The sequence below is a fragment of the Kitasatospora sp. NPDC091335 genome, assembly GCF_044757205.1.
GTDB lineage: Bacteria > Actinomycetota > Actinomycetes > Streptomycetales > Streptomycetaceae > Kitasatospora.
This window is the reverse complement of sequence record NZ_JBIVUM010000001.1, coordinates 329,180-350,844: the sequence shown is the minus strand read 5'-3', so window position 1 is coordinate 350,844 and position 21,665 is coordinate 329,180. Positions and strand designations below refer to the sequence as shown.

Genomic DNA, 21,665 nt, shown 5'->3' with positions numbered 1-21,665 from the left:
TGACTCCTGGTTGTGGGGGTTCCCGTCGCCCCGGGGGCACGCGTCCGGGGTGGGGCCGGACGACCGGGACATGACAGGCATGGGTGGGGAATCGAGCGGTTTCAGACCATGACGGACTACCGGGATGTGCCAAACCGGCGTCAGCAGCACAAGGCTGCTGACGCCGGTTCAGGGGCTCCCTGCACCTGGGCAATAAAAATGGACTAGACCAACTGCCCCGTCAAGGGGTCCTGTTGGGCCTTGAGCCCCGCTTAAGGTTCCAACCCCCTGCTGAGCTGGGCGGTTTCGGCTTGAGTCAGTAGCGGACGGCGTTGGCCACCTCGGCCTTCACCGTGCCGGTGAGCTCCCGGTTGCCGTGCGCGGTGGCCTGGGCGCTCTGCCCGGCGGCCACGTCCTGGACGGTCACCGCGGTCGCGTCCAGCACCTTGCCGGACTCGTCGGTGAAGTTCAGCTGGATCACGTACCGGTACGACTGCTGGCCGTGGTTGGTGACGGTCAGCGGCACCTCCGCCTTGCCGTCCGAACCGGTGGTCGCCGCCCCGGCCGTGACGTCCCCCTTGGCGTCCAGCCCGCCCTTGATCCCGGCGACGGCCGAGGAGGCCGCCGACACCGCCGCCGAGGCCTTCGCCTCCGCCGAGGCGATCGCCGCGCCCGCCCCGCCGGCCGCCGTGGCCAGCGCCGAGGCGGCGGAGGCGGCGGCGCTCGCGCCCTTCTCCACCGCGGCCGCCGCCTCGGAGGCCACGGTGCTCGCGCTCTTGCCGGACGAGCAGCCGGCCAGCACCGCGGCGCCGAGCACCGCCAGCGCCACCACCCCCGCCGCCACCCGTCGTCGGCTGCGCACCGGCGGTGCGTCCAGGTCCTGCGCGGTGGCCCTCGGCGGGGTCGGGGAGCTGGCGCGGGTGAGCGGCTGGCGGTCCATGCGGTCCCTCGTTTCCGGTCGGCGCCGGGCCTCCCGGCACGCCTCCCCGCCCACCCTCCGAGGGGCGGTGGACCGCCGCCAGCAGGGCTGCTGCCTCCGGGTGAAGCGGCCGCCGGGGCGCAGGACGGCAGGCCGTGCGAGAACGGGCCCTGGGGCAGCCCTACGAGAGCCCCGAGCCCTCCTGGGTGTCCGTCTCCACCGCGGCCCGCTCCTCGCGCAGCCGCACCACGTGCCGGCGCCGCGCGACCACGCCGTACGCCCCGGCGGCGCTCGCCACGAAGGCCGCCAGCCCGACCCACGGGCGGTCGAGGACGTGGCCGGTCAGGTGGTCCAGCGAGTACCGGCCCGCACCGGCCAGACCGATCGCCAGCCCGGTCGCGCCGAGGAAGGCCGGGTACTCGTAGCCGCCGGACACGGCGAAGAAGCCGGCCGGGGCGTGCACCGACACCGCACCCGCCATCGTCCCCGCCACCACCGCGCCGGCCGCCGGCGTGGCCAGCCCGGCCACCAGCAGCGCGCCGCCGCCCGCCTCGCCGAGGCCGGCCGCGAGCGCGCTCTGCCGGGCCGGGTGGAAGCCCATGTGCTCCATGGCCTGGGTGGCGCCCTCCAGGCCGCCGCCCCCGAACCAGCCGAACAGCTTCTGGGTGCCGTGCGCGATCAGCACCCCGCCGACCGCGCTGCGCAGGGCCAGCAGGCCCAGGTCCTTACGGTTCAGGCACATGTCGCAATCCTCGTTTCCGCGGCGGAGCGGTCCTGCCGGGAGGCAGTCCTGCCTCCATGGGAAGCGAGGGCGCCCGCCCCTTCGAGCCGGGGCCGCCATCCGGGCGAATTCGCCCGCGACCAGGAATGAACCGCCGGGCGAGGAGATTCACGCCACGCCCGGCCGCGGGGCGTGGCGGACCGGCCGCGTGGGGCCCCGCGGTCATGCTTGGCCCATGTTCGTCTTCAACCTGGCCAGCGCCTTCATCACCTTCTTCGCCGTGGTCGGCCCGCCGAAGACCCTGCTGTCCTTCGCCCGGCTGGCCGGGACCAGGAGCAACCTGGAGCTGCGCCGGCTGGCGGCGCTGAGCACGGTCATCTCCGCGGTGATCGGCCTGGTGCTCGGCTTCGGGGCGGACGAGCTGACCACCCTGTTCCACATCAGCGACCAGTCGCTCCAGCTCGCGGGCGGGGCGATCTTCTTCGTCTACGCCGTCGCCCTGGTCTTCGGCGTCCACCTCGGCTCGGACGGCGACGACGACGAGCACCTGGCGAACCCGCTGGTGGACGGCATCCGCGAACTGCTGCTGCCGTACATCGCCAGCCCGCTCGCCATCACGGCCGTCCTGGTCGCCTCGCTCAACCAGGACAACTGGGGCTGGAAGGCCGCCGTCGCCGGGGCGTACGTCGCCGTCGCGGTGATCAACTACCTCTGCGTGGCCGTGCTCGCCCCGCTGATGCGGCGCACCCACCGCACCTCGCTGGAGGTGCTGTCCCGGCTGCTCGGGCTGCTGCTGGCGGCGGTCGGCGTCGAGCTGTTCCTGGAGGGCCTGGCCGGGCTCGGGGTGCACCTGCCGGAGGGGCACTGAGCCGCTCCCCGGCGACCGGATTCCGACGGTTCAGCCCCTCGGCCGCTCAGCCGGCAGCCAGACGGGCCAGCACCTCGCCGATCCGCTCGCGCACCCGCGGGTCGGCGACCAGCCCGTCCCCGCCGACCGCCCCGCGCTCCAGCGGCAGCCGGACGCAGGCCTCGTCCAGCACGGCCGCGCCGGTGTAGCCGAGCACGGTGCGCAGCGTGGCCTCGGCGCCCAGGCCGCGGCCGGGGCCGGCGGAGTTGATCCAGCCGGCGGGCTTGTCCGAGATCTCGGTCCCGCCGACCGTCCAGTCCAGCAGGTTCTTGAACGCGCCCGGCAGCGTCCCGGCGTACTCCGGGGTGCAGACCAGCAGCGCGTCGGCCGCCTCGATCGCGGCCCGCAGCGCGGCCACCGGCTCCGGCAGCGGATCGGTGTCCTGGTCCGGGTCGAAGTGCGGCAGCCCGGCCAGTCCGGCGTAGTACGTGGTCCGCAGGCCCGGGGTGGCCGCGGCCACGGCGGCCGCGGTGCGCAGCACGGTCTCGTTGGTGGAGCCCACCCGCAGGCTTCCGGGCAGCAGCAGGATGTGGCGATCGTTCGGCATGCCCGGAACCTACTCCCTGACGTCCGCGTCAAGGACAGCCGGCGACGACGCGGCAGCGGTCGGCGCGGCACCGGCGGTCAGCGCGGCGGCACCACCGGGCGCCAGGGCACCGGGCTGGACAGGATCATCGAGCTGGACGGCTGGCCGTAGCCGCCGAGCCGGTCGCACACCGCCTCGAACTCGGCCATCGTCGACACCGCGACCAGCAGCACGCAGCACGCCCCGCCGGTGACCCGGTGCAGCTGGACCACCTCCGGCCAGGTCGGCACGTCGGGGTCGCGCAGCACGCAGCGCGGGCCGTAGCACTGGATCTGGACCAGCGCGGTGATCGGCAGCCCGGCCCTGGTGAGGTCCACGTGGGCGTGGTAGCCGCTGATCACCCCCTCGGACTCCAGCCGGCGGACCCGTTCGGCCACCGCGGGTGCGGACAGGCTCACCCGGCGGGAGAGTTCGTTGTACGAGAGCCGGGCGTCGGCCTGGAGCTCGGCCAGCAGGCGACGGTCGACGGCGTCCAGGACGGCCTCCCGGGTGGTCGGAACCAACGGATTTCCAATCACAAGGCGAATCGGCGGAACGCCTTGCGAACGACAGCTCGGAAGGCGGTTGCGATACCCGTCGACCATTCAAGCGGGAGGCACCGCCGCCGCACAATGGGCACCGGTGGAACCCGGCGGTCCGTCTGGTTCACCGGAGACCGGGCGACGCGGCCCGGAGGGATCAGGAGGGATCGGGATGGGGCACGACACGGCGCAGACGCCCAACCTGTCGTTCGGTCGGGACGGAGCACCGGGCCGGGGCACCCCGTACGCCCAGTACGCCCGCCTGGAGGAGCTGCACGGCCTGCAGCACCCGCTCAGCGAGGAGCCGTCCGAGCTGTCGTTCATCGTCACCACCCAGGTGATGGAGCTGCTGTTCGACCTGCTGCGGCACGAGTGGACGCTCGCCCTGCGGGCGCTGCGCGAGGACGACCTGACCGCCGCGCTGGCCGCGCTGCGCCGGAGCACCCACACCCAGGACGTGCTGGTGGAGTCCTGGGACCTGCTGGCCACCATGACGCCGCGCGAGTTCAACTCCTTCCGCTCGCTGTTCGGCGAGGCCTCCGGCTTCCAGTCCTCCGCCTTCCTGCACCTGGAGTTCCTGCTCGGCAACCGGAACGCCGCGCTGCTGAAGATGTACGACGGCATGCCGCGGACGCAGGCCGAGCTGACCGAGGCGCTGCGCTCCCCCGGCCTGTACGACGAGGCGCTGGCGCTGCTGGCGCGGCGCGGCGTGGCCCCGCGGCGGACCCCCTCGGAGGAGCGCTACCAGCCGTCCGCGGAGATCGAGGCGGCCTGGCGGCGGGTCTACACCGAGCCGGAGTTCGCCGGGCTCCAGCCGCTCGGCGAGGCGCTGCTGGACGTGGCCGAGCGGGTCACCAGGTGGCGCCAGCGCCACCTCTCGACGGTCAAGCGGACCATGGGCGCCAAGCCGGGCTCGGGCGGCTCCAGCGGGCTGGCCTGGCTGCGCAGGTCGGCCGAGCAGGACGTGTTCCCCGAGCTGTGGACGATCCGGGACGGCCTGTGACGGGCCGGGCCCCGGCGGGCACGACCGGGATGAGCGGCACGGCCAGGACGAGCGGGACGAGCGGGACGGGACGAGCGGTGCACACCGAGGACGAGGGAGGGACGGGCATGACCACGCGCGAGGAGTGCGCGGCGCTGGACGCCGTGGACCCGCTGGCGGAGTTCCGCGAGGAGTTCACCCTGCCGGACGGGGTGATCTACCTGGACGGCAACTCCCTGGGCGCGCTGCCGGCGCGCACGCCCGAGCGGGTGCGCCGGGTGGTCGAGGAGGAGTGGGGCCGGGAGCTGATCCGCAGCTGGAACGACGCCGGCTGGTTCGAGCAGCCGTACCGGCTGGGGCGGCGGATCGCGCCACTGGTCGGGGCCACGCCGGCGGAGGTGGTCGTCTGCGACACCACCTCGGTCAACCTGTTCAAGGTGCTGTCGGCCGCGCTGCGGCTGCGCCCCGGCCGCGGCACGGTGCTCGGCGACGCCGAGGCCTTCCCGACCGACCTGTACATCGCCGAGGGCGTGACCGGCCTGGCCGAGGGCGCGCGCAGCGTGCTGATCCGCCCCGAGGAGCTGGACCGGCACCTGGACGGGGACGTCGCCGCGGTCGTCCTCTCGCACGTGGACTACCGCACCGGCGAACTGCTGGACATGCCGGGGATCACCGCCCGGGTACAGGCCGCGGGCGCGCTGATGATCTGGGACGTGTGCCACTCGGTGGGCGCCCTGCCGGTCGGACTCGGCGCCGCCGGAGCGGACTTCGCGATCGGCTGCACCTACAAGTACCTGAACGGCGGCCCCGGCTCGCCGGCCTTCCTGTACGTCGCCGAGCGGCACCTGGCGGCCGGCCCGCTCCAGCCGCTGAGCGGCTGGTTCGGCCACGCCCGGCCGTTCGCCTTCGAGCCCGGGTACGACCCGAAGCCGGGCATCGGCCGGTTCCTGACCAGCTCGCCCTCGCTGCTCGGCCAGGCCGCCCTCGGCGCCTCGCTGGACGTCTGGGAGCGGGCCGACCTGGCGGCGGTACGGGCCAAGAGCCTGGCGCTGACCGACCTGTTCGTCTCGCTGACCGAGGGCCTGGACGGGGTCGAGGTGGTGACCCCGCGCGAGCACGCCCGGCGCGGCAGCCAGGTCGCGCTGCGGCACGCCGACGGCTACCCGGTGGTGCAGGCGCTGATCGAACGCGGGGTGATCGGCGACTTCCGCGCGCCGGACCTGATGCGCTTCGGCTTCACCCCGCTCTACCTGTCGTACACCGAGGTCTGGGACGCGGCCCGGCAGCTGGCCGAGGTGCTGGAGAGCGGCGAGTGGCGGGCGGAGCGCTTCTCCCGCCGGGGCGAGGTGACATAGCCGGCCACGGGCACGCACCCCGCACCCTGACCGCCGCGACCGCCCTGCTCCGCCGGGACGTCGGCGGGCCGGCCGTCGCCCTGGCCGGCCGGGTGATCGGCGAGCCGGTGCACGCCGTCGCCGCCCAGGGCCGCACGGTGGAACGGTTCTTCGAGTCGAACCAGCCCGTGCGGCAGGTCAGTTCGTCAGCTCCTCGACCAGCCGGCGGTAGACCTCGAAGGCCGGCTTGGGCGTGTAGTCGTCGCGTAGCAGGCCGACGTGGGGGAACAGCCCCGCGCCCGCGCTGTCCGCGTCCCGCAGGGCGAAGAAGGCGTAGCCGGTGACGTTGAGCTCGGCGGCGAGCCCGGCGACCGTCCGGACCACCTCCGCCACCACCTCGGCCTGCCGCGCCTCGCTCCGCCCGGGGCCGGTGGGCCAGCCGTTCTCGCAGATCCGCAGCGGAACGCCGGGCCCGATCCCGGCCAGGGGCAGCGGGTCGCGGCGGAATCCGGTGACCACCGCCCTTACCGCGTCGGCGAGTTGCCCGGGCGGGACGGGACGGAAGACGTCCGGGAAGAAGTCCAGGCCGACGTAGTCCAGGGCGCGGTGGAAGCGCTCGTCGGCCAGCCGGCCGAGTTCGGCCCAGAAGGTGTCCGCGGGGTCGAAGGAGGGCACCGCGTTGAAGCCGACGGCCAGGTCGTCGAACCCGTGGGCCAGGGCCTCCTCCTTGGCCGCGACCACACCCTCGACCAGCGCCCGGCGGACGTTCGGGATGCTGCCGTCCACGGGCGGGAGGTCGAGGTTGGGCTCCTCGCAGATCTGGAGCAGGGCGAGCCGGTGCCCCTCGGCCCTGACCGTCCGCCGGACGAAGTCCAGCCAGCCCGCCGTCTTCCCGCCGCGCTCCCGGTACTGGAGCACCAGGTCGAGCCTGCGCCCCTCGGCCGCGTACTGCCCGGGCCGCTCGGGGGCGTGCTCGCCGCCCGGGTACGAGCGGTAGGCACGGACCAGGAACTCGGTGGCGCCGCCCTGGAGTTCGCGCAGGGCGGCGGTGATCCTGGCGGGGTCGTCGGGGCGGACCGGAGCGATGACGCCGGTGTCGTCACCGACCGGTCCGCCGGGGTAGATGCCGAAGGTGAAGGTCATGCCGTCACGGTAGCCGATATTTTTGGTGTCACCGCAAATTTGGAGTCACACCATGCTCCATGGGTAGGATCCGGCCATGGGACTTCGCGAACTCAAGAAGCAGCAGACCCGGGAGCTGCTCTCCGACACCGCCATGGGCCTGTTCGCCGAGCGCGGGTTCGACCGGGTCACGGTGGTCGAGGTCGCCAGGGCCGCCGGGGTCTCGCCGAACACGGTCTTCAACTACTTCCCGACCAAGGAGGACCTGTTCTTCGACCGGCAGGAGGAGGTGGTCGCCCACCTGGCCGAGGTGGTCCGGCACCGCCCCGCGGGCGGTTCCGCCGTGGACGCCGTCCGGGCCGACCTGCTGGCGGCCTTCGCGAGCGGGGAGCCGACGGTCGGGCTGAACCCGGGGATGACGGCGTTCTGGCGGATCGTCGAGGGCAGCGCCGCACTGCGGGCGCGGCTGCTGGAGCTCGGCGAGCGGGCCGAGGCCTCGCTGGCGGCCGCCCTGGCCGAGGAGTCGGGGGCCGCCCCGGAGGACCCGCTCCCCCGGATCGTGGCCGGCGCCGTCGCGGGGGCCCACCGGGCCGTGCTCGGCGAGGTCCGCCGGGCCGTGGTGGCCGGGGAGCCCACCGAGGCCGTACGGGCCCGGGCCGAGGCGGCGGTGGACCGGGCCTTCGGCCTGCTCGCCTCCGGCCTCGCCCGCTACCCGGCCGAAGACCGGGCGCCTGGGCGCGGAGGCCGGTGACGGAAACGGCGCAGGCCGCCCGGTCGGATCGACTCGGGCGGCCTGCGCCGCTGTTCGGCTGGTCAGCTCATCGCGTCCGCGGCCCTCCGGCCCGTACGGACCGTCAGCTGTGGCGACCGCGGCGACGGGCGGCCAGCACGGCCAGACCGCCGAGGCCGAGCAGGCCCACGCCCGCCAGGCCGAAGATCACCGGTGTGTTGCCCGCGCCGGTGGAGGGCAGCTCACCGCCGGGGTGGTGGCTGGTCGGCTCCTTGGTCGGGTGGTGGCTGGTCGGGGCCGGACCGGCGCTCGATGTCGTCGCGCCGGCCGACGGCGAGGTCGGCGCGGGAGAGGTCGGCGCCGGGGACGTCGGGGCGGGAGACGTCGGAGCCGGCGAGGTCGGCGTGGGAGAGGTCGGAGCGGGAGATGTCGGCGCCGGCGAGGTCGAGGTCGGGCTCGGCGACGTCGGCGTCGGGGACGGCGTCGGCGAGGTCGGCGACGGGCTGGGCGTCACGGCGCAGTCCGGCAGGTCACCGTCGAACGGGTAGCTGTGGATCTCGTACCCGCCGGTGCCGGTGTGGATCAGGTTGCCCGCGAGGTACACCCGGCCGTTCATGCCCGGCTGGGCGATCGTCGTGGTGCCGCCCGGGTTGCCGGCCATGACCGAGCCCTGGAACTGGGCGCTGCCGAGGATCTGCGCCGAGGTCGCGGTCGGGAAGTTGTACATCAGCTTCGAGCGCATCTCGGTGGTCTGGTCCCCGGCCAGGCCGGTGCCGGTGTAGGTGTTGATGACCGGGCTGTCCCCGAGCATGTTCACCACGACGGTGGCGCCGGCCGGGATGTTGTTGAAGACCAGGCCGATCTGCCCGCCGGTCGGCGAGGCGAGGTTCTGGGTGACGTTGAAGACCTGCTTCGCGCTGGTCCCGTCGCCGGTGAAGGTGGCCTCGCTGGCGGTGACGGCGACGGTGCCGGTCGCGGTGGCCCGGCCGACGCAGTCGGAGATCTCCTCGATCTGGGTCAGCACCGTCTGGTAGGGCGCGGCGGCGTTCGGGTCCTGGATCGACTCCCCGGTCGGGTCGATGTTCACGGTGCCGGTGACGGTGCCCGCGTGGCGCAGGTTGCCGAAGGCCGGGCCGGTCGAGTCGCTGCCGCCGATCAGGATGCTGTTGCCGGCCACGACGTCGACGTTGCCGCCGGTGGTCACGAAGTCGCTGCCGTTCGGCGGCACCACGCGCGAGCCGACGCCGACGACGCCCATGTTGTAGATGCCGCCGCCGTTCTTGTCGACGGTCAGGTTCCCCAGGGCGACGATCTTGCCCTCGGCCTCGGCGGCGCGGCCGTTCACGGTGTAGTTGCCACCGGTGAAGACGTTGATGCTGGCATCGCGGCCGGGGAAGTCGCCGTTGTTCGGCGGCGGCCAGGTGGCGGGGCAGTCCGGCCCCGAGCAGGCGCCCAGCGGCGGGGCCAGCGGAGCGGCCGAACCGACCGTCAGCACCGCGGCCAGCGGCAGCGCCGTGAGGGCCGTCGCCACGGCGACCCTGACGGCCCGGCGTCCGCGGGTGGCGGGCGTTCTCACGGTGGTCGTTCTGTGATCCGGCGAACCGGTGGCCTGACCCATCGACAATCCTCCGCGCATGAGAATGAGTGCAGGTCTGGACGACCTGTCACGTTCCGTGATATCTGCTGGCGACCCCACAGATCTGGGATATCCAACCCCAAAACGGACTATTCGCACCCTACAGAGCCTCAGATCGAATCCGAAATTCATTCGAACGGAGCAGTCGATTGCCAGGCGGGCACGGCCGAACGGGTCGGACAGGGGTTCGCGGGCCACGACCCAGGCCCTAGGTTGGAGACATGACCACCGAGGCCCAGGACCAGAGCGCGCCGCTCGTCGCCGTCACGTCCGTCGACGCCGTACTGCGCCACCCCGAGGTGGGCGAGCACCTGCTGACCGCCCTGGAGCGGGAGCGCGCCGCGCGCTTCCGGCACGAGTCCGGGCGGACCGAGTTCACCGCCGGGCACCTGCTGGTCCGGCTCTGCGCCGCCCGGCTGCTCGGCGTTCCCGTGGCCGGCCTGGTGCTCGCCCAGCGGTGCCCCGACTGCGGGCTCGCCGACCACGGCAAGCCGTACCTGCCGGACCACCCCGGAGTGCACGTCAGCCTGTCGCACACCCAGGGCGTGGTCGCGGCCGGCGCCGGGTTCCAGCCGGTCGGGGTGGACGTCGAGCTGTCCGCCAGGAGCGGCTCGCTGCGCGCGGTCGCCCGCCGGGTGCTCGCCCCCGCCGAGCTCGCCCTGGTCGAGGCCGACCCGGAGCCGGAGCGGGCGTTCCTGCGGCTGTGGGTGCGCAAGGAGTCACTGATCAAGATCGGGCGGGCCTCCCTGGAGACCCTCCGCAGGGTCGACCTCTCCGCCCTGCCGCTGACCGTCCCGCCGGGCGCCCCGCTGCGCAGCCGCTACGAGGACCTGCACCTGCTCGACTGGACCGCCCCGGAGCACTCCGCCGCCGTCGCGGCCGTCAGCACCGCCCCGCCCCGGGTCGTGGAGCTCACGACGGCGGGCTGAGCACCTGGGAGGAGCGGGCTCCGGCGGCCCACCCGCGCGGTGGTCCGCCGGATAAGCGGTGTTAGCGTGCCTGGTCGTGGGCACGCCGACACGCGTGCCCGCCGACTCCCCAGCTGCCCACCGGATCCAGAGGGTGCCCCGCCATGGCCAAGTTCCTGCTGAGCCTGCACGTCCTCGTGTCGGTCCTGTTCATAGGCCCGGTCGCGGTGGCCGTCAGCATGTTCCCCCGCCGGGCGAAGGCCGCCCTGGCCGGCGGTCCCGACCAGGCCTCGGACGCCGGGGTGCTGCGCGTGCTGCACCGGATCACCCAGGTCTACGCACTGCTCGGGGTCGCGGTGCCGCTGCTGGGCATCGGCCTGGCCCAGGTGATGGACGTGCTCGGGCAGTCCTGGATCATCGTCTCGATGGTCCTGACCGCGCTCGCCGCGCTCTCCCTGCTGCTCTTCGTCCTGCCCGGCCAGCAGGCCGCCGTGGACGCGCTCGGACTCGACCCGTCGGACGAACGGCACACCAAGGCCGTCGGCGGCCTGAAGCTGCTGCCGATGACCGCCGGGGTGTTCAACCTGCTGTGGGCCGTGGTCGTGGTGCTCATGGTCATCCGCCCAGGGTCGAGCACCGGGGTCTGATCCCCCGGTCCTCCCCTCCCGCGCCCCTCCCACCGCCCGCGCCCCCTCCCGCCGACCCGTCCCGTTCGAGTACCGTCCTGGGCCATGACGATCATGGCGGGCATGGGCAGCCCGACGGGAACCGGCGTCGGCCCGCTGCTGCGCGGCTGGCGGGAACGACGGCAGCTCAGCCAGCTGCAACTGGCACTGCGGGCGGACTCCTCGGCCCGCCACCTCAGCTTCGTCGAGAACGGCCGCTCCCGCCCGAGCCGGGAGCTGGTGCTGCGCTTGGCCGAGCAGCTGGACGTCCCGGTACGCGAGCGCAACACCCTGCTGCTGGCGGCCGGTTACGCCCCGCACTACCCCGAGACGCCGCTGGACGACCCGTCGATGGCCGCGCTGCGCGGCGGGCTGGAGCGGCTGCTGGCCGCCCACGACCCGTACCCGGCGGTCGTGGTCGACGGGTCCTTCCGGGTGCTGGCGGCCAACCGCGCGCTCGGGCTCCTCGTGGACGGCGTCGCCCCGCACCTGCTGGAGCCGCCGTTCAACGCGATCCGGGTCACCCTGCACCCGGACGGGCTGGCGCCGCGCATCGTCAACCTGCGGCAGTGGCGGCGGCACCTGCTGGAGCGGATGGAGCAGCAGCTGGAGCTGGTCCGCGCCGAGCCGCTGCGGCGACTGTACGAGGAGGTCCGCGGCTACCCCGAGCCCGCCGGGGACCCGGCGGACGGGCCGGACGGGGACCCGCCGGCCGCGGACGGCTTCCCGTTCGCGCTGCCGATGCGGATCCGGCACGAGGGGCGGGTGCTCTCCTTCCTCTCCACCATCGCGACCTTCAACACGCCGCTGGACGTCACCGTCTCCGAGCTGGCCCTGGAGGCCTTCCTGCCGGCCGACGCGGAGACGGTGCGGTTCCTGCAGTCCGTGGTCGGTCCCGAACGCTAGGGTGCGTCGACCCTACGGCGTGCCCCGCTCCCGGCCCTCCCGCCGCAGGGCGGTGAACTGGAGGCCGGCGAACAGGGCCACCGCCGCGGCCTGCGCCGGGATCCAGACGAACCCGGCGGTGGTCGGCTCCAGCCACAGCCCCATCGCGACCAGGCTGAGCACCACCCAGGCCAGGTTGACGTCGATCACGGCCCGCACCCCGGCCACCGGGGGCCGCCGGCGGACGGCCAGCGCGCCGACCGCGAGCGCGTAGCCAAGGAGGAGGAGCCCGACGTCGACCAGGGTGGCGCGGCCGGCGCCGAGCAGCTCGCCGAGCGGGCCGGAGAAGGCCAGGTAGGCCAGGCCGTTGCCGCCGGTGACCAGGGCGTCCAGGGCGAGGGCGCCGCGCACCGTCCACGGTGAGAGGACGGACCCGGGCCGGGCAGGCGTGAGGGTGTTCGCGTGGGCGGACATGACGGATCGCCTCCTGTCGGGGGTGGGAGCCCGGGGCCTCGACGGCCTCACCGGGTGCCTCCACCCTGCCCGGTGGGGCGGCGGGCGTCGATTACCCCGCGGGTAAGGGCCCGCGCCCCGGATCCCGGCCGACCCGCTACGGCCGCCGGGGCGGCTGCCGGAGCAGGACGCCCGCGCGCTTCACCGCGCGGGCGGTGATGGTGGTCTCGGCCCTGGCGGCGCCGAGCGGGCCGAGGGTGTCGGTGAGGAAGCGGTACAGCTCGGTGTGGTCCGCGCAGAACACCGTGGCCAGCAGGTTGGTCGGGCCGCTGGTGGCGAACACCCCGTGCACCTGCGGGTGACGGGCCAGCGCCGTGCCGACCTCGGCGAGCCGGCCGGGCGGCAGGTCCAGCCAGAGGTTGGCGTCCACCGCCATGCCCAGCAGCCGCGGATCCACGGTGGCGTGGGTGCGCAGCAGCCCGGCTCCGTCGAGCCGGTGCAGCCGGCGGCGCACGGTGGACTCGGGCGCGCCGACGGCCGCGGCCAGGGCGGCGTGGGACTGCCGGGCGTCCTCGCCCAGCCGCTCCAGCAGCGCACGGTCCAGGCCGTCCAGCGGCGGCTGCCCGGCGGGGCGCGGGGCGGCGGCGGGCCGCGAGAGGGATTGCCGCGGGGCGGAGGGGCCCGGGGCGGAGGGACGCGGGGCTGCGAGCCCGGCGAGCGCGGCGGCCTCCTGCTCCGTCAGGTACCCGGCCCGCCACTGCCCGGCGTCGGCGAAGGCGTGCAGCACGGCGTGGGTGGTGGTCTCGGTGACGGCGCCGGTCGCGGGCAACTGCCCGTACAGCAACCGGTCCCTGGAGGCGGCGTCGGTGAGCATCACGGCACCGACCTCGTGGCCGCCGAGCATCACGTCGACGAACGGGACGTCGGGACGGTCCGCGAGGGCCTGCGCGACGGCGTCCACCCGGCCGCTCAGCACCCGGACCCGCAGCAGCAGCGCGCCCACGGCGGCGTCCTCGACATCGGGCAGCCGGACCACCCGCAGCACCCCGGCCTGCCGCATCCGGGCCAGCCGGCGGGTGACCGTCCGGGCGGAGACGCCCAGCACCTCGGCGATCCGGCCCGGCTCGGCCCGTCCGTCCAGCTGGAGGGCGCAGACCAGGCGGCGGTCGAGGGTGTCCAGTACGGCGTCCGGATCGGCGGTCGAGAGGTCCACGGTGTCCGATCTCCGTCACTTCCGGCGGCTGGAGCGTCCTGTTCGGCAGCCCTGACGGTACTCCTTGTCCCGGCCGGCCGGCGCGGACCCGGCCCCGAGCGAGGAGGGACCACCGTGACGAACGAGCTGTGGACGCTGGCGGAAGGCGTGACGGCCGCGGTGCGCGAGGTCGGGGCGGGGCTGGCGGCACGCCGGTCCGCCGACCCGGTCGCGGCCCGGACGGTCGAGGAGGCGGCGGCCCGCTTCGCCGAACTGGACGGCCCGGCGGCCGCGCTGCTGCGGGAGCGGCTGACCGCGCTGCGCCCGCGGGCCGGCTGGGCACCGGAGGACCTGGAAGGCCCGGTGCCCGCCGAGGGCGAGTGGTGGCTGTGCGACGCGACCGACGGCGCGGTGCAGTACCTGCTGGGGCAGCCGCACTGGGCGGTGACCGCGACGCTGGTGCGGGACGGCGCCGCGGTGCTGGCCGTGGTGCACGCCCCGGAGCAGGACGGCCGCACCTACCGGGCGGTGCTCGGCGGCGGGGCCGAGCTGGACGGGCGGCCGATCGCGCCGCTGGAGCGGGAGTTGGCGGCCACGGTCGCCGCCACCAGCCAGCCGCCGCGGGTGGCCGCCGACCCGGTGGCACTGCGCCGGGCCGGCGAGTCGCTGTCCGCGATGGCGGGCGCCGTCCTGGCCGTGCGCAACCTCGGCCCGACCGCGCTCCAGGTGGCCCAGGTCGGCTCCGGGCACCTGGCGCTGTTCTGGGAGTACGGCCCGGACGCGGGCAACCTGCTCCCCGGCGCGCTGATCGCGAGCGAGGCGGGCGCGGCGGTGACGGACGCCGCCGGATCGGCCTGGACGGCCGGTTCCGACGGCTTCCTCGCCGCCGCGCCCGGGCTGCACGGCCGGGCGCTGGAGGTGCTGCGGACGGTCGGCTGACCGTGGCCGGCGGCTGACGGCGGTCGGCGGTCGGCTCGCAGCCCGGGGGCCGACGGCCGACGACGGCCGCCCTGGTCAGCCGGCCGCCCCGGCGGGCAGTCCGAAGAGGGCGGCCGCGTTGTCGTGGCACACCGCCCGCAGCCACTCCTCCCCCAGCCCCAGCCCGGCCAGCGCCTCCAGCTGGTGGACGTACCGGTAGGGGATGTTGGGGAAGTCGCTGCCGAGCAGGACGCGGTCCCCGAGCCCGCGCAGGCGCGGCAGTTCCTCGCGCGGGAACGGGGTGTCGGCCTCCGCGAAGTCGGTGAACGCGATGGTGGTGTCCAGCCGGACGGCCGGGTGGCGCTCGGCCAGGTCGAGGAAGTCGCGGTACTCGGGCATCCCGAGGTGGGCGACCACCAGGACCAGGCCCGGGTGCCGCTCCAGCACCGCGCCGATCGGGCCGGAGCCGGTGAACTTGCCCGGCACCGGCCCCGACCCGCAGTGGGCGACCACCGGGGTGCCGGTGTCGGCGAGCAGCCCCCAGACCTCGTCCAGCAGCGGGTCCGCCGGGTCGTAACCGCCGACCTGGAGGTGCGCCTTGAACACCCGGGCGCCGTCCTCGATCGCGCGGGCCACATAGTCGGGCGCCTCGGGCTCGGGGAAGAAGGTCCCGGTGTGCAGGCACTCCGGGGTGCGGGCGGCGAAGTCGGCGGCCCAGCCGTTCAGCCAGCCGGCCATGCCGGGCTTGTGCGGGTAGAGCATGGACGTGAACGCCAGGACGCCGAAGTCCCGCAGCCGCCGGACGCGCTGCTCCTCGGCCTCGCGGTAGGTGATCGGCCAGGGGCGGTTCACCAGCGGGCCGGCCGCGTCGAAGTAGGCCCACACCTTGTCGAGGACGTTCTTCGGCATGAAGTGGGTGTGCACGTCGATCAGCCCCGGCAGGCCGAGGTCCTGCCAGAACTTCCTTACGCCGTCCTCCTCCTGACCGCTCATGCGGTCACCGGGCGGGCCCGGTCGATGATCGCCGCGGTGTCGGCGCCGGCCGGCAGGGTGCCGAAGGCAGCGCCGCGGTCGGCGCCCAGCCTGCTCGCGCAGAACGCGTCGGCCACCGCCGGGCTGCCGTACCGGACCAGCAGTGAGCCCTGGAAGGCCAGCGCCATCGACTCGACCAGCCGGCGGGTGCGGTACTCCAGGTCGCCCTGGTCGGCCAGTTCCTTGCGCAGCGCGGCGACGGCCGCGTCCAGCCGGCGGTCCGCGCCCGCCGCGGCGTCGAGTTCGCCGAAGAAGGCCTCGACACTCTCCGGGCTCCTGGCCATCGCGCGCAGCGCGTCCAACGCGGCGACGTTGCCCGAGCCCTCCCAGATCGACACCAGCGGCGCCTCTCGGTAGAGCCGGGGCATCCCCGACTCCTCCACGTAACCGTTGCCGCCCAGGCACTCCAACGCCTCGGCGGAGTGCGCGGGACCGCGCTTGCACACCCAGTACTTGGCCACCGCCAGGCCCAGCCGCCGTACCAGCGCCTCGTTCCCGTCCCCGGCCAGGGTCAGGTCGGTGGCCCGGGCGAGCCTCATGGCCACGATCGTGGCGGCCTCGGACTCCACCACCAGGTCGGCGAGCACGTTGCGCATCAGCGGCTGGTCGACCAGCGCCTTGCCGAACGCCCGCCGGTGCAGGGCGTGGTGGACCGCGCGGGTGGCGCCGTACCGCATGCCGGAGGCGGCGCCGACGGTGCAGTCCAGGCGGGTCATGTTGACCATCTCGATGATGGTCGGGACGCCCCGGCCCTCCTCGCCGACCAGCCGGCCGACCGCGCCGTCGTACTCCAGCTCGGCGGAGGCGTTGGACTTGTTGCCGAGCTTGTCCTTGAGCCGCATCAGGTGCAGGCGGTTGCGCTCGCCGTCCGGCAGGACGCGCGGCAGCACGAAGCAGCTGAGACCGCCGGGGGCCTGGGCGAGCGTCAGGAAGAGGTCGGACATCGGCGCCGAGGTGAACCACTTGTGGCCGGTGAGCCGGTAGGTGCCGTCCGGCTGCGGGGTCGCGGTGGTGGTGTTGGTGCGGACGTCCGAGCCGCCCTGCTTCTCGGTCATCGACATGCCGGCGATCAGCCCGCGCTTGGTGCCCGGCTCGCGCAGCCCGTAGTCGTACTCGCGCGCGGCCAGCAGCGGCTCCAGCTCGACGGCCAGGGCGGGGTCGGCGCGCAGCGCGGGGACGGCGGCGTAGGTCATCGAGACCGGGCAGGTGTGGCCGGCCTCGACCTGGCCCCAGACGAAGAACCCGGCGGCGCGGGCGGAGTGGGCGCCGGGCCGTTCGTCGCGCCAGGGCGCGGCGTGCAGGCCGTACGAGACGGCGGTGCGCATCAGCTCGTGCCAGGACGGGTGGAACTCGACCTCGTCGATCCGGTGGCCGAAGCGGTCGTGGGTGCGCAGCACCGGCGGGTTCTCGTTGGCCAGCCGCCCCCACTCGGCGGCCTGCTCGGAGCCGGCCAGCCGGCCCAGCTCGCGCAGCTCGGGCTCGGCCCAGCCGGCGTCGGCCCGCCGCAGGGCGTCGAGCAGGGTGGGGTCGGCGGCGGTGTCGTGTCCGTACGGCAGGGGCACCTGGTTGGTGACCTCATGCGTCGCTGTCATCGCGTCCTCCCAGGGCACGCAGGGTGAAGGAGACCAGGGCGGGGACCACCTCGACGGTGGCCTCCCGGGGGTCGGTGACCCCAAGGCTTTCGGGTAGGGCGGCGAGCGGCCCCGCCAGCGCCTCGCCGACCGCGCCGACCAGGGCGGCCGCGGTCAGCACCGGGTCCTGGCCCGGCAGTTCGCCGCTCGCCACGGCCGCGGCGATCTCGGTGGCGATCACGTCCCGGAACGCCCGCCGGAAGACCAGGCGCTCGCCGTCCACGACCGTGTCGGCCGGCTCGACCAGCAGCGCGTACGCCAGCCGGGGCGCGCGCAGGGCGCGGGCGGCGAAGGTCTCGACCACGGCGGCGATCCGCTGCCGCGGGGTGTCCCGGAGGGCGACGGCGGCGTTGACCGCCTCGATCTCACCGGTGACCACCCGGCGGAACAGCTGCACCGACAGCTCGGCCTTGTTGGCGAAGTGCTGGTAGAGGCTGCCGGTGGCGATCCCGGCGCGGTCCGCCACGGCGGCCATCGTGCAGCCGCCGTAGCCGCGCTCGGCGAGCAGGCCGACCGCCGCCTGGAGCACCGCTTCGCTCTGGGCGTCGAGGCGGGCTTGTACGGCGGGGGTGCGTCGGTAGGCCATGGAAGCATTGAAGCACTGATTCACTGCTTCGGGGAGGGGTGGCGGCGGCCGGTCCTGCCGTGCGGAACGCGTGAGGAGGCCGCCCCGGAACGCGGGGCGGCCTCCTCGGCCTGCTCGTGGTGCCTGTGGTGCCTGTGGTGCCTGTGGTGCCTGTGGTGCCTGTGGTGCCTGTGGTGCCTGTGGTGCCTGTGGTGCCTGTGGTGTCTGTGGCCCTCGCGGTGTCTGCGGTGCTCGCGGTGCGGAGCGGCTGCTACAGCGGACGGCGCTCCTGCTCCAGCCGGCGGCCCTCGACGTCCAGCGGGCCGAACTCCGGGATCGACCGCGGCGACGCGGCGAGCGAGCGGGCGGCGTCCGGCTGGCCCAGACCGGCCCACTCCTGCACCTTGGCGGTGGCCTCCGCCGACTGCGCGGCGGGCAGCTGCCCGATGTTGGAGCCGTGGTTGCCCCCGGGCACCGTGTAGACGTAGCTGTCCTCGCTGCCCCGGCCGAGGTGGAACGGCTTGGCGCCCCACGGGTCGTTGCCGCCGTAGACGTACATGATCCGCTCGCCCTCGCGCTTCACCCAGCGGTCGATGTCGGGCATCGCGTTGCGGTTGAAGGTGGTCGGGATCTCCTTCGGCACGAAGCTGCGGACCGAGTAGGTCTCCTTGTAGTCGTAGTGCAGCACACCGTTCAGGTGCGAGACGTCGAAGAACGGCGCGCCCAGCTCGGTGGCGGCCTGGTAGTAGTACGCGGTGTACTTCGCCAGCGACTGGTCACTGTTGCCGGTGATGCCGGCCTGCGCGTCGAACCAGGCGTACAGCTCGTCGTCGGTCGCGGTGGCGGCCACCGGGACCTTGGCGCAGTCGGACGCCAGGCTGTACTGCCAGAACCCCCAGATGACGTCCAGCACGCCGGCCTCGTACGCGCGGTCCGGGGTGCCGAGGGTGTTGAAGGTGGAGCCGGCCGCCTGGTTGTCGGCGACGTAGCGGGCCTCCAGCCGGTCGCGGCGCACCAGCAGCTCACGCTGGGCCGCGTTCAGCCGGGCCCGGCACTCGGGGGTGCCGACGGTGCGGAAGAACTCGCTGTAGGCCGCGTAGTCGTTGACGTCCGTGTTGTTCGGCGCGACGTAGGCGATCGTGCCGGCCACGTCGTCCGGGTAGAAGCGGCGGTAGTAGGTGGAGGACATGCCGCCCTTGCTGGCACCGGTGGACAGCCACTCCTGCTGGTAGATCCGCTTGAGCGCGGTCACCAGCCGGTGCGAGTCCGCGGCACCCTGGCGGATGCCGGCCTTGGACCAGTCCGCCGGGGCCGGGCGGGAGGGGGTGAAGAACCGGTACTCGATGGACACCTGGTTGCCGTCCACCAGCCGGGTCGGCTCGGTGCGGGACGGGTTGGTGCCCACGTTGTAGCCGCTGGTGTAGAAGACGGTCGGGTGGTCGTAGCCGCGGTGCAGCAGGGTGAAGCGCTGCTGGAAGGTGCCCAGCCAGGGGCGGTTGTGGTCGACCGGCTGGGTGTAGGTGGCGACGAAGTAGCGGTGACCGGTGGTGGTCGGCTTCTCCTCGGTGATCGTCACGCCGGGGATCGCCGCCAGGCGGTCCTTGATGTCGGCGTTCGGGTCGTCGGCGGGGCTCCGGCCGTGGCGGGACCCGCTGCCCTGGTCCCCCTGCGCGCCCTGGTCCCCTTGCGCGCCCTGAGCACCCTGAGCGCCCTGGGCTCCCTGGTCGGCTGCGGCCGGGCTCACCAGGCCGCCGAGCGTGAGCAGCGGTATCAGCAGTGTGGAAGCCAGCAGCCTTCTCACGGTGGTGGTCATCGACTCTCCATCTCTTCACGGGATATGGCTGCCGCCGGTCGGTGCGACCGGGCGGCGCGGGTGGTTCGGCGGCCGTCCGATGGACGGCCGAATGGGCCACCCGCGGTTCGCGGATGGCCCATCGGGAGAAAAGTGCTGGTCAGCGGGGTCGCCCTGCTCGCTCTGGGGTGGCTGCCGGCCGGGTGCTCCGGGCCTGCGGTCCGGTCGGGTGCTCCGGGTCGACGGTCCGGTCGGGTGCTCCGGGTCGACGGTCCGGCCTGCGGTCCCGGCCTGCGGCCGTCCGGCTACGGGCGGGGCAGGGTGCAGCCGGGGAGGGTGAGGTCGAAGCGGTTGCCGGCGGCGAAGCAGGCCGGGATCCCGTAGGTCTCCTGGGCGTAGCCGATGCCCCGGCGGACCGTCACGTTGCCGCTCTGGTCGACCTCGCAGGGGTTGTTCAGGGTGCAGCGCTCGCCGTTCTCGTTGATCGTGTTGTTGACCGCGACCACCTGGTTGGTCGAGGCGTCGACCACCGGCGAGCCGGAGGTCCCGCCGATCACGTTGCAGGTCGAGGTGTAGCGGAGCGAGTCCTTGAAGGTCCAGTCGCCTTCCTTCAGCCGGTAGGCGAAGCCGTCGGCCGAGCAGGAGTAGATCTTCTTCCAGTAGCCGGAGACGACCCGGATCGAGCTGCCCTGGACCGGGTGGGTGGCGGCGACGGTCAACGGGGCTATCCCGTACCGGGACTGGATCGAGGCGTAGCTGGTGTTCAGCTGGTAGATCGACACGTCGGTGTCGGTCATCGCGCCGTAGACCACCTTGGTCGCGCGCAGCGTGGCGACGCCGCCGCCGGTGGAGTTGAGCAGCGTGAAGGTCCGGCTGGAGGCCTGGTTGAGGACCACCTCGCCCGGGCCCGGCATGCCGGTCTCCAGGCAGTGGCCGTTGGAGAGGATGAGGGCCGGGTCGCTCGCGGCCGAACCGGGCATCCGCACCAGCGAGCCGGAACAGTTGCTGAGCGCTACCGTCCCGGCGAAGGTGACGGCGGCGACGGGCTTGGCAGCGGACTCGGCGGCGGGGGCTGCGGCCTGGGCCGGAATGGCTCCGACCAGGGCGGTAGCCCCGGTGACCAGGAGCGTTGCGGCCGTGCCTATGAGCGGCTTCTTCATGAGAGACCTCTCGGTGTGGGGGTCCACGGGTGGGGGTCCACCAAAGCTGTCGCGGACATGACCCACTGTCAAGAGTCAAAGCATCACCAAGAAACCGTCCAGGACGCATTGGCCAGTTACCGCCGCCGGCGGCACCGAGGACCGACCGCCCCTCGCACCGGGGGCGCCGGACCCCCTCCGATGCGGTCAGCCCTCCGATGCGGTCAGCCCTCCGATGCGGTCAGCCCGCCTGTGCAGCCAGGCGCCGATGCGGTCAGGCCCCCGACGCGTCAGCTCCCCTGCCAGTGCGCCCGGCCCAGGCTGATCAGCCGCAGCTGGAGGCGCGCGGTGGCGGCGATCCGCCGCTCGCGGCCCGGGTCGGTCTCCAGTGCCTCCAGGAAGGCGGCGGCCGTGGAGACCATGTGGTCGACGTACAGCTCGGCGAGCATCCGCAGGTCCTGCTCGCTCCACCCCCGCGATCCCGGCTGCGGCTCCAGCACCGTTCCCACCTCGGCGGCGAAGCGCCCGAGTTCGGCGGCGATCGCCTCACGCACCTGCCGGACCCCGCCGTGCCGTTCGCGGGCCAGGAAGCGGACGTGCGCACGGTGTTCACGGACGTGCCGCTCGATCACCTCCACCGCGCGGTCGATCAGCTCCTCGGCGTCGCCGGCCTCGGCGAGCACCGAGCTGATCATGACGTGCAGGCTGGCCAGCGACTCCTCGACCAGTGCCACACCGAGGGCGGCGAGGTCCGGGAAGTGCCGGTAGAAGGCGGCCGGGGAGAGCCCGGCCTCGCGGGTGACCTCGCGGACACCCAGGCTCGCCAGGTTCTGATCGGCCAACAGGTGCAGCCCGGCGTCCAGCAGCGCCCGCCGGCTCTGCTGCTTCTGGGCCTGTCTGACCCCAACGGTGTGACTCACGCCATTCAGTAAACAGTTGTTTGCCGAACTTGGCCAGCCGAGCGTAAGGTGAGTCGAAGTCAGTGAACACTTGTCAACCGAAATCGGCGCAGCCTCAGCCTCAGTCGCGGTTCCAGCCCGCGGTTCCA

The 21,665-nt window shown here is 74.0% G+C and carries 23 protein-coding genes and 1 pseudogene; 8 read left to right on the top strand and 16 right to left on the bottom strand.

All coding sequences use genetic code 11. The features are described 5' to 3' along the window. Positions 1 to 295 precede the first annotated feature (295 nt). Positions 296 to 919 (bottom strand): FxLYD domain-containing protein, encoded by a 624-nt coding sequence (locus ACIQOW_RS01590; RefSeq protein WP_401078461.1) that lies wholly within the window; start codon positions 917 to 919, stop codon positions 296 to 298. 160 nt (positions 920 to 1,079) lie between these two features. Then, positions 1,080 to 1,640 carry a DoxX family protein gene (locus ACIQOW_RS01585; RefSeq protein ID WP_401078458.1) on the bottom strand — a complete coding sequence of 187 codons (561 nt, stop codon included), beginning with the start codon at positions 1,638 to 1,640 and terminating at the stop codon, positions 1,080 to 1,082. A gap of 214 nt (positions 1,641 to 1,854) precedes the next feature. Here ACIQOW_RS01585 and ACIQOW_RS01580 point away from each other — a divergent pair, with 214 nt between their 5' ends. After that, complete coding sequence (locus ACIQOW_RS01580; RefSeq protein ID WP_188299409.1) at positions 1,855 to 2,487, top strand: MarC family protein; 633 nt, start codon at positions 1,855 to 1,857, stop codon at positions 2,485 to 2,487. A 46-nt stretch (positions 2,488 to 2,533) separates the two neighbouring features. Here ACIQOW_RS01580 and ACIQOW_RS01575 read toward each other — a convergent pair whose 3' ends face one another. Together ACIQOW_RS01575 and ACIQOW_RS01570 are read right to left on the bottom strand one after the other, a co-directional pair. Beyond that, complete coding sequence (locus ACIQOW_RS01575) at positions 2,534 to 3,073, bottom strand: NADPH-dependent FMN reductase (protein WP_401078455.1); 540 nt, start codon at positions 3,071 to 3,073, stop codon at positions 2,534 to 2,536. 77 nt (positions 3,074 to 3,150) lie between these two features. Beyond that, positions 3,151 to 3,615, bottom strand: coding sequence for an Lrp/AsnC family transcriptional regulator (locus ACIQOW_RS01570; protein WP_223244969.1), 465 nt, complete (start codon positions 3,613 to 3,615; stop codon positions 3,151 to 3,153). A 190-nt stretch (positions 3,616 to 3,805) separates the two neighbouring features. On the opposite strand from ACIQOW_RS01570, the gene ACIQOW_RS01565 reads away from it, so the two are divergent. Then, entirely contained in the window at positions 3,806 to 4,636 is an 831-nt protein-coding gene (locus ACIQOW_RS01565) for a tryptophan 2,3-dioxygenase (RefSeq protein ID WP_401078452.1), read from the top strand. 107 nt (positions 4,637 to 4,743) lie between these two features. Next, complete coding sequence (gene kynU / locus ACIQOW_RS01560) at positions 4,744 to 5,970, top strand: kynureninase (protein ID WP_401078450.1); 1,227 nt, start codon at positions 4,744 to 4,746, stop codon at positions 5,968 to 5,970. A gap of 177 nt (positions 5,971 to 6,147) precedes the next feature. Here the strand turns inward: kynU and ACIQOW_RS01555 are convergent, their stop codons facing one another. Then, entirely contained in the window at positions 6,148 to 7,092 is a 945-nt protein-coding gene (locus ACIQOW_RS01555) for a hypothetical protein (RefSeq protein WP_401078448.1), read from the bottom strand. A 76-nt stretch (positions 7,093 to 7,168) separates the two neighbouring features. On the opposite strand from ACIQOW_RS01555, the gene ACIQOW_RS01550 reads away from it, so the two are divergent. Further along, positions 7,169 to 7,822, top strand: coding sequence for a TetR/AcrR family transcriptional regulator (locus ACIQOW_RS01550; protein ID WP_401078445.1), 654 nt, complete (start codon positions 7,169 to 7,171; stop codon positions 7,820 to 7,822). A 103-nt stretch (positions 7,823 to 7,925) separates the two neighbouring features. Here ACIQOW_RS01550 and ACIQOW_RS01545 read toward each other — a convergent pair whose 3' ends face one another. From ACIQOW_RS01545 to ACIQOW_RS01535, 3 genes and pseudogenes are all read right to left on the bottom strand, one after another. After that, a complete protein-coding gene (locus tag ACIQOW_RS01545; protein ID WP_223244812.1) occupies positions 7,926 to 8,042 on the bottom strand; it encodes an LPXTG cell wall anchor domain-containing protein in 117 nt (38 codons plus the stop codon). A 1-nt stretch (position 8,043) separates the two neighbouring features. After that, the gene (locus tag ACIQOW_RS01540) at positions 8,044 to 8,229 is read right to left on the bottom strand and encodes a pentapeptide repeat-containing protein (protein ID WP_401079762.1); all 186 of its coding nucleotides are present in this window, start codon (positions 8,227 to 8,229) and stop codon (positions 8,044 to 8,046) included. A 116-nt stretch (positions 8,230 to 8,345) separates the two neighbouring features. After that, positions 8,346 to 9,419 (bottom strand): annotated as a pseudogene (locus ACIQOW_RS01535) (choice-of-anchor A family protein); the annotation flags it as partial. Positions 9,420 to 9,658: 239 nt separating this feature from the next. Here ACIQOW_RS01535 and ACIQOW_RS01530 point away from each other — a divergent pair. The 3 genes from ACIQOW_RS01530 (at position 9,659) to ACIQOW_RS01520 (ending at position 11,916) form a co-directional block, all read left to right on the top strand. Next, positions 9,659 to 10,366, top strand: coding sequence for a 4'-phosphopantetheinyl transferase family protein (locus ACIQOW_RS01530; RefSeq protein ID WP_401078442.1), 708 nt, complete (start codon positions 9,659 to 9,661; stop codon positions 10,364 to 10,366). A gap of 143 nt (positions 10,367 to 10,509) precedes the next feature. After that, complete coding sequence (locus ACIQOW_RS01525; RefSeq protein ID WP_401078439.1) at positions 10,510 to 10,992, top strand: hypothetical protein; 483 nt, start codon at positions 10,510 to 10,512, stop codon at positions 10,990 to 10,992. Positions 10,993 to 11,076: 84 nt separating this feature from the next. After that, positions 11,077 to 11,916 carry a helix-turn-helix domain-containing protein gene (locus ACIQOW_RS01520; protein ID WP_401078436.1) on the top strand — a complete coding sequence of 280 codons (840 nt, stop codon included), beginning with the start codon at positions 11,077 to 11,079 and terminating at the stop codon, positions 11,914 to 11,916. 12 nt (positions 11,917 to 11,928) lie between these two features. On the opposite strand, the gene ACIQOW_RS01515 is transcribed toward ACIQOW_RS01520, so the two are convergent. Together ACIQOW_RS01515 and ACIQOW_RS01510 are read right to left on the bottom strand one after the other, a co-directional pair. Beyond that, complete coding sequence (locus tag ACIQOW_RS01515; protein ID WP_401078433.1) at positions 11,929 to 12,369, bottom strand: hypothetical protein; 441 nt, start codon at positions 12,367 to 12,369, stop codon at positions 11,929 to 11,931. A gap of 136 nt (positions 12,370 to 12,505) precedes the next feature. Continuing rightward, positions 12,506 to 13,561, bottom strand: a complete 1,056-nt coding sequence (locus tag ACIQOW_RS01510) for an Lrp/AsnC family transcriptional regulator (protein ID WP_401078430.1) — start codon at positions 13,559 to 13,561, stop codon at positions 12,506 to 12,508. 114 nt (positions 13,562 to 13,675) lie between these two features. Here ACIQOW_RS01510 and ACIQOW_RS01505 point away from each other — a divergent pair, with 114 nt between their 5' ends. Further along, positions 13,676 to 14,479: an inositol monophosphatase family protein gene (locus ACIQOW_RS01505; protein WP_401078428.1), complete on the top strand. Its 804-nt coding sequence runs from the start codon at positions 13,676 to 13,678 to the stop codon at positions 14,477 to 14,479. A gap of 75 nt (positions 14,480 to 14,554) precedes the next feature. Here ACIQOW_RS01505 and ACIQOW_RS01500 read toward each other — a convergent pair whose 3' ends face one another. From ACIQOW_RS01500 to ACIQOW_RS01475, 6 genes are all read right to left on the bottom strand, one after another. Continuing rightward, positions 14,555 to 15,451: an amidohydrolase family protein gene (locus ACIQOW_RS01500; RefSeq protein ID WP_401078426.1), complete on the bottom strand. Its 897-nt coding sequence runs from the start codon at positions 15,449 to 15,451 to the stop codon at positions 14,555 to 14,557. Next, positions 15,448 to 17,082, bottom strand: coding sequence for an acyl-CoA dehydrogenase family protein (locus ACIQOW_RS01495; protein ID WP_401078423.1), 1,635 nt, complete (start codon positions 17,080 to 17,082; stop codon positions 15,448 to 15,450). The genes ACIQOW_RS01500 and ACIQOW_RS01495 overlap by 4 nt, the downstream gene beginning before the upstream one ends. Then, positions 17,066 to 17,707: a TetR/AcrR family transcriptional regulator gene (locus ACIQOW_RS01490; protein ID WP_401078420.1), complete on the bottom strand. Its 642-nt coding sequence runs from the start codon at positions 17,705 to 17,707 to the stop codon at positions 17,066 to 17,068. Before ACIQOW_RS01490 ends, ACIQOW_RS01495 begins: the two co-directional genes overlap by 17 nt. A 250-nt stretch (positions 17,708 to 17,957) precedes the next feature. Then, positions 17,958 to 19,499 carry a S28 family serine protease gene (locus ACIQOW_RS01485; protein ID WP_401078417.1) on the bottom strand — a complete coding sequence of 514 codons (1,542 nt, stop codon included), beginning with the start codon at positions 19,497 to 19,499 and terminating at the stop codon, positions 17,958 to 17,960. Between the two features lie 284 nt (positions 19,500 to 19,783). Continuing rightward, a complete protein-coding gene (locus ACIQOW_RS01480) occupies positions 19,784 to 20,638 on the bottom strand; it encodes a serine protease (protein ID WP_188300349.1) in 855 nt (284 codons plus the stop codon). A 269-nt stretch (positions 20,639 to 20,907) separates the two neighbouring features. Then, complete coding sequence (locus ACIQOW_RS01475; RefSeq protein ID WP_401078413.1) at positions 20,908 to 21,537, bottom strand: TetR family transcriptional regulator; 630 nt, start codon at positions 21,535 to 21,537, stop codon at positions 20,908 to 20,910. Between the last annotated feature and the right edge of the window lie 128 nt (positions 21,538 to 21,665).